We start from the raw sequence: 11,880 nt of genomic DNA, 5'->3' as shown, positions 1-11,880 counted from the left end.
GAATCCTGCGTCCGGTTCCCAACGGAAAGTGAGCGTTGGGGGAACCTCTTTCAGCCACCGGCCGGAGACCGCGAGGCAGGAACTGTGGCACGGTCGGGCGCGCCCTCTGCTCACCGTCAGGGCATCATTGCGACACCGGACAGCGCCAAGCCCTTCACCTTCGGCCCACAGGATCTTGGCAGCCCGACGCGGGGAGCACGTCCCCCGCGTTGCCCCACCGGGTCTCGTCGTTTTCCCCCTACGTGGAGGTACTGTGCGCAACCTGCGCGGGACACAGCTGGCCGCGATGGTCGCGGCCATGACCGCCGTGGCGGTCCTGCCCACCTCGGCCCAGGCCGTCGACGGGCCGGCGAGCCTGACCGCCACCACCGAGACCCCCGCCCTGTACGGCGACGACGCCGGCGGCAACGCCGACGCCGACGACCCGGCGATCTGGCGCAACGCCGCCGACCCGGATGCCAGCCTGGTGATCGCCACCGCCAAGGAAGGCGGCCTGCGCGTGTACGACCTGGCCGGCAAGGAGGTGCAGTCGATAGCGGCGCCGCCCGCCCCCACCCCCGACGACAAGCCGGGCCGCTTCAACAACGTGGACCTGATCTCCGGATTCCCGCTGCCGACCGGCCGCGCCGACATCGCCGTCGTCACCGACCGGGGCCGCGACCACCTGCGCGTCTACCGCATCACACCGGGCGCCGCCCAGCCGCTGACGGACATCACCGACGCATCGGCCCCGCTGGTCTTCTCCAAGACCCTGGACGAGGTCAACAACCAGACCACCCCCTACGGTCTGGCCACCTGGACGGACAAGTCCACCGGCCGTTCCTACGCCGTCGTCAGTCAGCGCAGCCGCACCCGGCTGGCCCTGCTGGAGCTGAAGGCCACCTCCACCGGGGCGGTCACCTACCAGCAGGTGCGCACGTACGACCTGCCGTCCTCCTTCACCCTGCCCAACGGCCGGTCCTGGACGCCGTGTGCCGACCCCGGTGACCTCCCGCAGGTCGAGGGCATGGTCGTTGACCCGGTGAACAAGGTGCTCTACGCAGGCCAGGAGGACATCGGCATCTGGCGGCTGCCCGCCGACCTGGGCGGCAAGCCCAAGCTGATCGACAAGGTGCGGGAGTACGGCGTCCCCGCGACCTACGACGAGGCGACCGAGGAGTGCGTGGCGGGCGCCGACCCCGGCTACGGCGGCACGCACCTGTCCGCCGACGTCGAGGGTCTGACCATCCTCGACGAGGGCTCCGGTGACGGCTACCTGCTCTCCTCCAGCCAGGGCGACAACACCTTCGCCGCGTACGACCGCGAGGTGTCCGACAACAACGAGTACGAGAGCGGCTTCCGGATCGCCGCCGGCACCGTCGACGGCTCCGAGGAGTGCGACGGCGCGGCCGTGCTGAACGTTCCCCTGGGCTCCCGCTACCCCAACGGCCTGCTCGTGGTGCAGGACGGGCACAACACCCCGGACGAGACGGACGCGGACGGGGAGACCCGGGACAACACCAACTTCAAGTTCGTCGATCTGGGCAAGCTCGAGAATGCGCTGAACTAGTGCCGCATCAAGCAACGTTGGCCCTGTTGTGATGTGACGCGCCGTCCCGATGCTGTGCAGGGCGGCGCGTGTCCGACAGCCTGTCCGAGTGGCAGAGCGAGTACGTGTCCGAGAGATCGACGATGACGAGGGGCGGCGGCTTCTGCGGATCATCCGCAGGGGGACCGGGTCGGTGGTGACCTGGCGCCGGGCCCAGATGGTCCTGCTCGCCGCGCAGGGCATGCCGGTGGCGAGGACCGCCGAGGTGTCGTTCACCCAGCGATGACCGGGTCCGCGATGTGATCCACAACTTCAACACCGACGGCTTCGGGGAGAAGTTGTCGCAGACGATCGCAATGCGGGTGTTCGGCGGGTAGAGAGTGCGCAGGTAGCGGCAGAACTCCAGGAACTGCGTGCGCTTCTTGACCGGCTTGATGTGGCCGCAGAGCTTGTCCTTGGCCAGGTCCAGGGCGGCGAACAGGTGCCGGACTCCGCCGTAGCGGTTGCCGTTCGTCAGCTCCTTCACGCGGGCGATGCCTTCTTCGCCGCGCTCGGTGACGATGTCGGTGGCGCCGAACTCCAGGGCCAGCTTCTGCCGGGACTCGTGCCGGCTCATCGCGATGATCCGTTCCGCGCCCAGCTCCTTGGCGGCGATGACGCCGCACAGACCGACCGCGCCGTCTCCGACGACCACGGCCGTCGAGCCGGGCCCGACCTCCGCGGCGACGGCGGCGTACCAGCCTGTGCCCATCACGTCGGACACGGCGAGCAGGCTGGGCACGGACTCGTCGGCGGGCAGATCAGGAGTGGCGACGAGCGTGCCGTGCGCGTTGGGGATACGGACATACTCGCCCTGACAGGTGCTCATGAACTCGCGGCGAACGCAGTTGGACTGGTAGCCCGCCTGGCAGTTCGGGCAGGCGTTGTCCGAGGTGGCGAAGGAGCCGACCACGAACTGTCCCGGCTTGACCGAGGTGACCTCGCGGCCGACCTCCTCGACGATGCCGACGTACTCATGACCCATCGGATGGGGTTCGTCGGTGGGTTCTATGCCACGGTAGGGCCACAGGTCCGAGCCGCACACGCAGGTGACGACGGTACGGATGATCGCGTCGGTCGGGTTGACGATCTCGGGCGCGGGGACGTCCTCGACACGGATGTCGCCAGGGGCGTGAATGATCGTTGCGCGCATGGTGCCTTCTCGGTTCGGTTCCAGGGGACTGGCTGCCGGAAGTTCTCCGTGAGCCGCGGTGAGTGGGGATTCAGCGTGGTGTGCGGGGGCTGACACGCGGGCCGTTGTATTCGGCGTCGGTGACGTGCTCGAGCCACGAGACGTCGTCGGTCTCCCACAGCGCGAGGTGGACCATGAAGCGGTCCGGGCCGGCGCCGTGCCAGTGCTCCTCGTCCGGGGGCGTGTGGATGACGTCACCCGGGTGGGCCTCCAGAACCTCACCTCCTCGGGACTGGATCAGCGCGATGCCCTCCACGATGTAGAGGGTCTGTCCGAGGCCGTGTGAATGCCACGCGGTACGGGCGCCGGGCGAGAAGCGGACGATGTTCGCCCGGATACGTGAAGGCGCCTCGCCGCGGTGGACGACGTCGGCCCAGGCGTCGCCGGTGAACCAGGCGGCCGGCAGTTTCATGGTCGGAAGCTGCTTCAGCAGTTCCATCGTCTTTCTTTCTACGTGGAGGGGGTCGCCGCGTCAGTGCGGCGGCAGCCGTGCGGATCAGGCGGTCGTGTGTATGGCTTGGGATCTGCCCAGGTGGCTGGTGTAGAACGAGGTCAGTTTCGCGACGGCGACGGTCACGAACCATCTGGACCGCCGCAGTCGGCACGCCCACGCAGGAACGGCTGCGCCTTCTTGCGGCCTGGGTGGCTGACGGGAACTCGCTCGCCCCTGGCGCGGCGAGCTGACGACGGTGTGGCGCACGGGCGACGACCGGCCCCCGGCGTCGCCGCGGAGCCATGACGTCACCGACGCAGCCGCCTCACGGCGGTCATGAGCCGACGTCACGGTTCTCCTCTTATCGTTATCGCATGTGACGGCAGTGGGTGGATCACACCACGGTGGTGTGGGAGTCGCCCTCGTCCATGACGGTGCTGCTCGCGGTGCTCCGCTCCACGACACGGGACCTCGCCGACCGGGTCGGCGGGCCCTGTACCGCGAGGGCGATCAACGGTACGAGGGTGAGAGCGGAGATGACGGTGCCCACCGCCGGCGGACCTGCCGGCCCGAGCGGGGAGGCCAGGGCCAGACCGGCTGCCCACGAGCCGACGGCGATGCCCACGGTGAACGCCGAGGTGCTCAGCGCGGCCGCGAGCGTGGGATCGCGGGCCTGCTGCCCGAGATCGCGGACGATCTGCGTGTCAGTGTGTCCCAGGCGGGCCTGCTCATCACGGCGTTCGCGGCGGGCATGATCGTCGGGGCGCCGGCGATCGCGATCGCCATCGCGACGCTCCGCCTGCCGCGGCGGTCCACACTGGTCCTCGCGCTCATCGTCTTCGCCCTCGGTCATGTGGTCGCCGCACTCAGTCCGTCCTTCGCGGTCGTGCAGGTCCTTGGCGGGGTTGGCGCGGACCTGGCGGGCCAGGAACGTGTAGGTGACGTGCATGGACAACCGGGGCTTCCCGGGAGGACCTACATGGACGCTTGAAGTCATCAGGCAAGCCGTGAAAGCGAACAGAGGCGCGCCCGGCGTGGACAGTCGCTCTATTGAGGACTTCGAGAAGGATCTGAAGGGTAACCCGCTGGGTGCACGAGAACCTGCCCGACGAGGCGGCCCGCTCGAAGGTCACGGTGCTGCGGGATGACATCGAGCCGGGCTCGGAGGCCCAGATCGACTACGGCTTCCTGGGGCAGTGGATCAACCCGACCAGCGGGAAACGGCATCGGATCTGGGCGTTTGTGATGATGCTGCCCGCCTCGCGGCACATGTTCGTCCGCCCGGTGACGCACATGGACCAGCACGCCTGGACCCTCGCACACGCGGAAGCCTTCCGCTTCTTCGGCGGCGTCCCGCGCCGCCTGCTGCCGGACAACCCCAAGACCGGGGTCGACAAGCCGGACCCACAGCTGAACCCGGCTCGGAACGCTGCTGTCCCGGCTGCACCAGGGACGTGGGGTGCCCGCAGTTGCGCTCGCGACTGGCGAGTCACCCCCGTGACATCGGGCTCATCTCCCTGGCAGAGGCGGCGCGAGGCGGAGAACGGAAATGACGCTGGCTTTGCCCCGCGGATGCCCTCAGATGCTTAGTGCCCCGCTGTGAGAGTAGCGCCTGAAAACCGGCTCTGACCTCAATGAATGGAACGCGTTCCGCGCACAAAGATGCGTCAGCTCGTCGTTGACCGGCGAGCCGCGGCAGGGCCAGGGTGGTGGAGCCGGATCGGATTCCGATCCCCCGTTTCCGGTCATCGGACTGCGTGCAGGAGGCCGTGATGCTCCAGACAGAATCCCACGAACAAGCCGAGCTCGCGGAAGACTCCGAAGCGTCTGTCTTCTACCCGACACCGGCAGGCACACCGACGCCGTCGGCGGTCAGTGGCGAACTCTTCTTCCAGCGCTGCCTCTGGTGCGGCACCCCGGCCTACCGACGCTCGTTCTGCCGGGCTTGCGGGGCCACTGCCTTCAAACCGGAGCGCAGCACCGGTGCAGGGGTCCTCGTTCGCCGTATCGGCCAGGTTCCGCTCAACACATGGTTCGTCTCGATAGACGAGGGCTTCAACCTGCTCTGCCAGGTGACGAGGAAGGAACCGGTCGTGGTCGCGGTCGGGGCGAGGGTACGAGTCGTGCGGGCCGTGGCTCCCCTCGACCAAGGGCTTCCCCTCGTCGAACTCACTTACCGGGCAACGTCCTTGGAGCGTTGGCGGTGACAGCACCCGGCTCAATCGGAGTCACGGGCCGGGATGATCAGAGAGGAGGGTGCGTGAGCACTCAGCACAAGGTTCCGGACGGACGCGCCGACGACCCCGGTGCATCGGCGCGGGGCGCGCTCGACGGCCTGCGCATCGCCGACTTCTCCCGGGTTCTCGCCGGGCCCTACGCCACGATGCTCCTCGCCGACCTCGGCGCCGACGTGGTGAAGGTCGAGCGGCCGGGCATCGGGGACGACACCCGGGCCTGGCACCCGCCGGCGGACCATGACGGCACGTCGACCTACTTCCTGAGCGTCAACCGGAACAAGAGGTCGATCGTGCTCGACCTGACCACGGAGGTCGGCCGCGCACAGGCACGCGCCCTGGTCGCCGAGTCCGACGTGCTGGTGGAGAACTTCCGGCCCGGCACGATGGAGCGGCTGGACCTCGGCCACCGGGAGCTCCGTGCGCAGCGCCCGGAGCTGATCTACTGCTCGATCAGTGGCTTCGGCAGCGGTGCGGGCGCCGCGATCCCCGGGTACGACCTACTCGTGCAGGCCGTCGGCGGCCTGATGAGCGTGACCGGGGAGGCGCACGGAGAGCCGGTGAAGGCCGGCGTGGCCCTCGTCGACGTGATCACCGGACTGCACGCCTCGCTCGGCATCCTGGCGGCCCTCCGGCACCGGGACGCCACTGGTGAGGGGCAGCTCGTGGAGGTGAATCTGCTCGGCTCACTGCTGTCGGCCATGGTCAACCAGGCGTCGGCATTCGCTGTCGCCGGTGTGGTTCCGGGACGCATGGGCAACGCGCACCCGAGCATCGCCCCGTACGAGACCCTTCCCACCGCCGACCGTCCGCTCGCCCTCGCGGTGGGCAACGACCGGCAGTTCGCGGCGCTCGCCGAGGTCGTCGGGGAACCCGGTCTCGCTGTCGACGACCGCTTCCGCACCAACGCCGACCGAGTCGCCCACCATGCCGGACTCCGGGACATCCTGGCCAAGCGGCTCAGTGCCGCGGGCGCCGACCACTGGTCGGCCGTCCTGCTGGCCGCCGGGGTGCCCGCCGGACCGGTCAACACCCTCGACGAGGCCTTCGCCTTCGCCCACAGGCTCGGTCTGCCCGGCGTCGTCGACTTCCCCGCCGCACCCGTCGACGGGGAAGAAGGCAGGCCCGCCCGGCAGGTCGCGCACCCCATCTCGCTGAGCGGGACACCCGCGCAGTACCGCTTTCCTCCGCCCCGCCTGGGTCAGCACACCGCGGAGATCCTCCACGGCCCGTCCGACCGTCTCCCCGTGTGACCCGGCGCCCCCGACCCGTTCGCAGCGCCGGCACCGAGACCGGAACCACCCGATTTCCCAACCCTGATGACAAGGAGCCCACACGATGAGCGGCAAGCCCCTGAAGGACCCCCTCGACCTGCTCGACATCGCCTCCGTCCTCACCGACGAGGAGCGCGAGATCCAGGCCACCGTCGCCAGATTCGTCGCCGACCGGGTGCGCCCGCACATCGGCGAGTGGTTCGAGAGCGCCCACTTTGCGCGTGAACTCGCCCCCGAGCTGGGCAAGTTGGGTGTGCTCGGTATGCACCTGGAGGGCTATGGCTGTGCCGGCACCAACGCGGTCGGCTACGGGCTCGCCTGTCTGGAGTTGGAAGCCGCCGACTCCGGCTTCCGCAGTTTCGTCTCCGTGCAGGGCTCGCTGTCGATGTTCTCCATCTGGAAGTGGGGTTCGGAGGAGCAGAAGCGGGAATGGCTACCGCGGCTCGCCGCCGGTGAGGCGATCGGCTGCTTCGGCCTGACCGAGCCGGACTTCGGCAGCAACCCCTCGGACATGCGCACCAAGGCCGTCCGCGACGGCGACGACTGGACCCTCAACGGCTCCAAGATGTGGATCACCAACGGCGGTATCGCCGATGTGGCCACGGTCTGGGCGCAGACCGAGGACGGTATCCGCGGCTTCCTCGTGCCACGTGGGACGCCCGGCTTCACCACACAGGACATCAAGCAGAAGATGTCGCTGCGCGCCTCGATCACCTCGGAGCTGTACTTCGACAACGTCCGGCTGCCCGACTCCGCGCGACTGCCCCTCGCGGAGGGCCTGCGCGGACCGCTGTCCTGCCTGAACGAGGCCCGCTTCGGCATCCTGTTCGGCGCGGTCGGTGCGGCCCGCGACTCGCTCCAGGCGGCCGTCGAGTACGCCGACTCCCGCATCCAGTTCGGCAAGCCGATCAGTGCCTTCCAGCTCACGCAGAAGAAGCTCGCCGACATGAGCGTGTCCGTGGGCAATGCCGCGCTTCTCGCCGTGCACCTGGGGCGGCTCAAGGACCAGCACCGCATCCGGCCCGAGCAGATCAGCGTCGGCAAGCTCCACAACGTGCGGGAGGCGATCGCCATCGCCCGCGAGTGCCGCACCGTCCTCGGCGCCAACGGCATCTCCCTGGAGTACTCGCCGCTGCGCCACGCCAACAACCTGGAGTCCGTCCTCACCTACGAAGGCACCAGCGAGATGCACACCCTGGTCGTCGGTCAGGCGATCACCGGCTACCCGGCGTTCCGCTGACCATCGAAGGCTGGAGGAAGACGCCCGTGAACATCGTCGTACTCGTCAAGCAGGTTCCGGACACCGCTGCCGAGCGCACCCTGTCCGAGGCCGACCACACCCTGGACCGCGAGAACGCCGACCTCGTCCTGGACGAGATCAACGAGCGGGCCGCGGAGGAGGCCCTGATGCTGAAGGAGACGGTGGGCGCCGAGGTCACCGTCGTGTCCATGGGGCCCGGCTCCGCACTCGATGCCATCCGCAAGGTCCTGGCGATGGGCGCCGACCGCGGCATCCACATCTGCGACGACAGGCTCCGGGGCACCGACGTCGTGACCACGGCGAAGGTGCTTGCAGCCGCCGTGCGGACGGTGGAGGACGTCGACCTGGTACTCGCGGGCAACGCGACGACCGACGGACAGGCGAGCGCGGTCCCCGCCATCGTCGCGGACCTGCTCGGCCTGCCGCAGCTGACGCATGCCAGGGAGCTGACCGTCGACGCGGGACGGGTACGAGCGGAGCGCGAGGCCGAGAACGGCGAGGCGACGCTCGACGCACCGCTGCCCGCGCTGGTCAGCGTCACCGAGAAGATCAACGAACCCCGCTACCCCTCCTTCAAGGGGATCATGGCCGCCAAGAGGAAGCCGGTGGAGACGGTCGATCTCGACGACCTGTTCCCCGACGTGGACGACACCGGGCTCCTCGTGAGCCGCACCCACGTGATGGAGGCCGTCCCGCGTCCGGCACGGGCCGCCGGAATCCGTGTCACGGACGACGGCTCGGCCGGCCGGCGACTCGTCGACTACCTGATCGCCCAGAAGCTCGTCTGAACCGCCCTCCCCAGCGTTAACCAGAAGCAGGCGCCCATGCCCGATGTCCTCGTCCTCGTCGACCACGACGGGGAACGCGTCCACAAGTCCACGTATGAACTCCTCACCGCCGCACGGCGGTTGGGCGACCCGGCCGCAGTCGTCGTGGAACCCCCCGGCACTGCGGCCCGCCTCAAGGAAGCCCTCGCCCGTCATGGCGCCACGAGCGTCTACGCGGCCGAATCCCCCGAAGCGGGCGAATTTCTCTCTACGCCGGCCGTCGACGCCCTGGAACTCGCGGTACGAGAGGTCTCCCCGGCCGCCGTCCTGGTCTCCGCGACGACGGACGGCAAGGAGGTGGCCGGGCGTCTCGCCGCTCGGCTGGACGCCGGGCTGCTGGTCGACGCGGTCGACCTGGACTCGTCCGGCGTGGCCACCCAGGTTGTCTTCGGCGGGTCGTACACCGTGCGCTCACAGGTCACCCACGGTCTGCCGGTGATCGCCGTGCGGCCGGGTTCCTTCGAGTCGGAGGAGCGTCCCGTGGAAGCGGGGGAGCGGCAACTCGCCCTGCCGCCGGTCGACCGTGCGGCATCCGCCCGCATCACCGCCCGGCGAGCCGTGCTCGCGGGCGACCGCCCCGAGCTCACCGAGGCGACCGTCGTCGTGTCCGGCGGACGTGGTGTCGCGGGAGCGGACGGCTTCAAGGTGGTGGAGGAACTGGCCGACGCCCTGCGCGGAGCGGTGGGCGCCTCACGTGCCGCGGTCGACGCCGGCTACTACCCGCACCAGTACCAGGTGGGGCAGACCGGCAAGTCCGTCTCCCCGCAGCTGTACATCGCCCTGGGCATCTCAGGGGCCATCCAGCACCTCGCCGGCATGCGGACCTCCAAGACGATCGTCGCGGTCAACAAGGACCCCGAGGCGCCGATCCTCGAACTGGCCGACTACGCCGTGGTGGGCGACCTGTTCGCCGTGGCCCCTCAGCTGGCCCAGGAAGTGGCCGCCCGCAGGGAAGCCGGTTGAGGGACCGACCACGGAGCATGACGTTCGGCTGGGCGGTCGACGATCCCGACGGCCGGTACGGTGACTCGGCCCCGGACTGGCGAAGCCCCTGGCCACCTGGCGCTTCTGACTCGAGCCGGAGGGGACCGGCCGCAGGTTGCGGCAGTTCGCCCGGATCGGGCCGGGCCGTTCGGGGATCACCCTGGTGATCGACCGTGCTCAGGAGCGGGAGAAAGAGATCGTGGCCTTCCGGCTCGCCGAGCTCCGCACCGACATCGGGACCACCCTGCGCGGCGTCAAGGCGTTTGCCGAGCAAGCCGACTGAGCGCTTCGCCCGAAGTCCGGCGCAGGGTTCCCAGGCGGGAGCTCCCCGACCCTCGGCACATGCGCGGAGGGAGACCGGGAGCTCCCGCTTCGGCCATCGGCCCGTCAAGCGGCCAGACGGCGGAACCGGCTGCCGTGGAACACCAGTGGCTCCCGGTCGGGTTCGGCCCTCAGGGCGTGGATCTCCAGCAGGACGATCGTGTGGTCGCCGCCGGGCAGCTCGGCGTGGACCGAGCAGTCCAGCCAGAGGCCGGCACCGTGGATGTACACGCTGCCCTCCTCGGACGCCTCCCAGTCGACCTCCGCGAACCGGTCCCGGTCCTTGCCGGCCAGCGAACGGCAGACCAGGTCCTGTCCCTCGGCCAGGACGCTCAGGCCCAGGCGGCCCTGCTCGCGCAGCTTCGGCCAGGTCGACGAGGTGTCCTGGACGCAGACCGACACCAGAGGCGGTCGAAGGGAGACGGGAGTGAACGTACTCGCGGCCATGCCCACCGGCGTACCCGAATCAAGTGCGCACAGGGCTGTCACCCCCGACGGGAAGCAGCCGAACGCCTGGCGCAGAACGGCGGGGTCCGTCGGTGTCGTCGCGAGCGGGCTCATCGGACGTCCCCCTGACCCGAGAGAACCGCGCCCAGACGCCGCAGCGAGCCGTTGTTGCCCGCCACGTGCTGGGAGACGCAGCGGACGTCGCGCCAGCGGCGCTGCATCGGGTGGGAGGTGTAGAGCCCCGAGCTGCCGGACAGCGTCATGATCTCGTTGAGGATGCGGCTGCCCTCGTGGTGGATGTGCTGGTGGCCTCCGGTGTAGCCGAACCACTCGGTCGGGGTGGGCTCGCCTCCCGCGACCGCGCGGTCCATGACGACGCGGCCGGTCTGCTCCAGCAGGGCGTTGAGTGCAGCCGTGCGCAGGTGCAGCTCACCGAACTTCTCCTGGAACACCGGGTCCTCACCGATGAGCACCCCGGGGTTGAACGCCGGCCGCTTGGTGGCGGCCAGTGCGGCGAGATCGCCCAGCGCGCCCTCCAGGCAGCCGATGATGACGGCGTCGTGCGAGGCACCAGTGGCGGTGTACGGCAGGCCGTAGAAGGGCGCGGGGATGTTGTTGCCGCCCATCAGCGGGCCGGTGAAGCGCGCCGGTACGAAGACGTCGTCCATCATGAAGTCGGTGCTCTGCGTGGCACGCAGGCCCACCGCGTCCCAGGTGTCGAGGAACGTGGCCTGCTCGGGGCGGATCAACGCGACGCGCATGTCGGGGCGGCCGTCCGGCAGCGGGGGCGCGCCCTCGACCACGAAGCCCGCGAGCACCCAGTCCGGGGTGAACGAGCCACTGGCCAGTGGCCAGCGCCCACTGAGACGGTAGCCGCCCTCCACCTCGACCGCCTTGCCCTTCGGGGCTATCGCCCCACGCAGCATCAGGTCGGCACCCTCGCCGAACACCTCCTTCTCAAGCGTCTCCCGGGGCAGCGACCGTACGAAGAACCAGGCCATCGACGCTGCCTGAACGGTCCAGCCGGTGGACCCGTCGGCCCGCGAGATCTCCCGGACCACCCGAGCGCTCTGCACCAGGTCCAGCTGCTCGCCGCCCCATGCCCTGGGCAGGCTCATCCGGAACACACCGGCCTCGCGTAGAGCGGCGATGATCTCCGCGGGAACGGCCCGCGCGGTCTCGGCCTCGGCGGAACGTGCCGCGATCCGGGGCAGGTGTGCGCGGACGCGGCCCAGCACCCCGTCGTCGGATGCCTGGTCGTGCGATGAGGTGGAGTCGAGCAATGTCGTCATGATCGATCCTTGCGAAGGCTTGCGGTCGTGCAGCAGCAAAACCGCGTG

At 69.6% G+C, this 11,880-nt stretch carries 13 protein-coding genes; 9 read left to right on the top strand and 4 right to left on the bottom strand.

Translation table 11 applies throughout. The features are described 5' to 3' along the window. Positions 1-298: 298 nt before the first annotated feature. The gene (locus tag JIX55_RS00760) at positions 299-1,549 is read left to right on the top strand and encodes a phytase (RefSeq protein WP_443046684.1); all 1,251 of its coding nucleotides are present in this window, start codon (positions 299-301) and stop codon (positions 1,547-1,549) included. Between the two features lie 7 nt (positions 1,550-1,556). Here JIX55_RS00760 and JIX55_RS51245 read toward each other — a convergent pair whose 3' ends face one another. Both JIX55_RS51245 and JIX55_RS00750 read right to left on the bottom strand, forming a co-directional pair. Further along, on the bottom strand, positions 1,557-2,720 hold the full coding sequence (locus tag JIX55_RS51245; protein ID WP_257561267.1) for an alcohol dehydrogenase catalytic domain-containing protein: 1,164 nt from the start codon (positions 2,718-2,720) through the stop codon (positions 1,557-1,559). Positions 2,721-2,790: 70 nt separating this feature from the next. Beyond that, positions 2,791-3,198, bottom strand: a complete 408-nt coding sequence (locus JIX55_RS00750; RefSeq protein WP_257561266.1) for a (R)-mandelonitrile lyase — start codon at positions 3,196-3,198, stop codon at positions 2,791-2,793. 370 nt (positions 3,199-3,568) lie between these two features. Here JIX55_RS00750 and JIX55_RS50755 point away from each other — a divergent pair, with 370 nt between their 5' ends. From JIX55_RS50755 to JIX55_RS00710, 8 genes are all read left to right on the top strand, one after another. Beyond that, positions 3,569-4,183: an MFS transporter gene (locus tag JIX55_RS50755; RefSeq protein WP_306819963.1), complete on the top strand. Its 615-nt coding sequence runs from the start codon at positions 3,569-3,571 to the stop codon at positions 4,181-4,183. 98 nt (positions 4,184-4,281) lie between these two features. Next, complete coding sequence (locus JIX55_RS00740; RefSeq protein WP_257561265.1) at positions 4,282-4,782, top strand: DDE-type integrase/transposase/recombinase; 501 nt, start codon at positions 4,282-4,284, stop codon at positions 4,780-4,782. A gap of 167 nt (positions 4,783-4,949) precedes the next feature. Next, on the top strand, positions 4,950-5,399 hold the full coding sequence (locus JIX55_RS00735; protein WP_257561264.1) for a zinc ribbon domain-containing protein: 450 nt from the start codon (positions 4,950-4,952) through the stop codon (positions 5,397-5,399). Between the two features lie 53 nt (positions 5,400-5,452). Next, complete coding sequence (locus JIX55_RS00730) at positions 5,453-6,679, top strand: CaiB/BaiF CoA transferase family protein (RefSeq protein ID WP_257561263.1); 1,227 nt, start codon at positions 5,453-5,455, stop codon at positions 6,677-6,679. Positions 6,680-6,764: 85 nt separating this feature from the next. Next, positions 6,765-7,940: an acyl-CoA dehydrogenase family protein gene (locus tag JIX55_RS00725; RefSeq protein ID WP_257561262.1), complete on the top strand. Its 1,176-nt coding sequence runs from the start codon at positions 6,765-6,767 to the stop codon at positions 7,938-7,940. A 26-nt stretch (positions 7,941-7,966) separates the two neighbouring features. After that, positions 7,967-8,749 carry an electron transfer flavoprotein subunit beta/FixA family protein gene (locus tag JIX55_RS00720; protein ID WP_257561261.1) on the top strand — a complete coding sequence of 261 codons (783 nt, stop codon included), beginning with the start codon at positions 7,967-7,969 and terminating at the stop codon, positions 8,747-8,749. 36 nt (positions 8,750-8,785) lie between these two features. Beyond that, positions 8,786-9,751, top strand: coding sequence for an electron transfer flavoprotein subunit alpha/FixB family protein (locus tag JIX55_RS00715; protein ID WP_257561260.1), 966 nt, complete (start codon positions 8,786-8,788; stop codon positions 9,749-9,751). Positions 9,752-9,887: 136 nt separating this feature from the next. After that, the gene (locus tag JIX55_RS00710; protein WP_257561259.1) at positions 9,888-10,055 is read left to right on the top strand and encodes a hypothetical protein; all 168 of its coding nucleotides are present in this window, start codon (positions 9,888-9,890) and stop codon (positions 10,053-10,055) included. Between the two features lie 104 nt (positions 10,056-10,159). Here the strand turns inward: JIX55_RS00710 and JIX55_RS00705 are convergent, their stop codons facing one another. Both JIX55_RS00705 and JIX55_RS00700 read right to left on the bottom strand, forming a co-directional pair. Continuing rightward, the gene (locus JIX55_RS00705) at positions 10,160-10,654 is read right to left on the bottom strand and encodes a flavin reductase family protein (protein WP_257561258.1); all 495 of its coding nucleotides are present in this window, start codon (positions 10,652-10,654) and stop codon (positions 10,160-10,162) included. Next, complete coding sequence (locus JIX55_RS00700) at positions 10,651-11,832, bottom strand: acyl-CoA dehydrogenase family protein (protein WP_257561257.1); 1,182 nt, start codon at positions 11,830-11,832, stop codon at positions 10,651-10,653. Before JIX55_RS00700 ends, JIX55_RS00705 begins: the two co-directional genes overlap by 4 nt. Between the last annotated feature and the right edge of the window lie 48 nt (positions 11,833-11,880).

Origin of the sequence: Streptomyces sp. DSM 40750, from assembly GCF_024612035.1 — a bacterium.
In the GTDB taxonomy this organism is placed as follows: domain Bacteria; phylum Actinomycetota; class Actinomycetes; order Streptomycetales; family Streptomycetaceae; genus Streptomyces.
The sequence above is the reverse complement of the archived record's forward strand: the minus strand, read 5'-3'. Positions and strand labels throughout refer to the sequence as shown.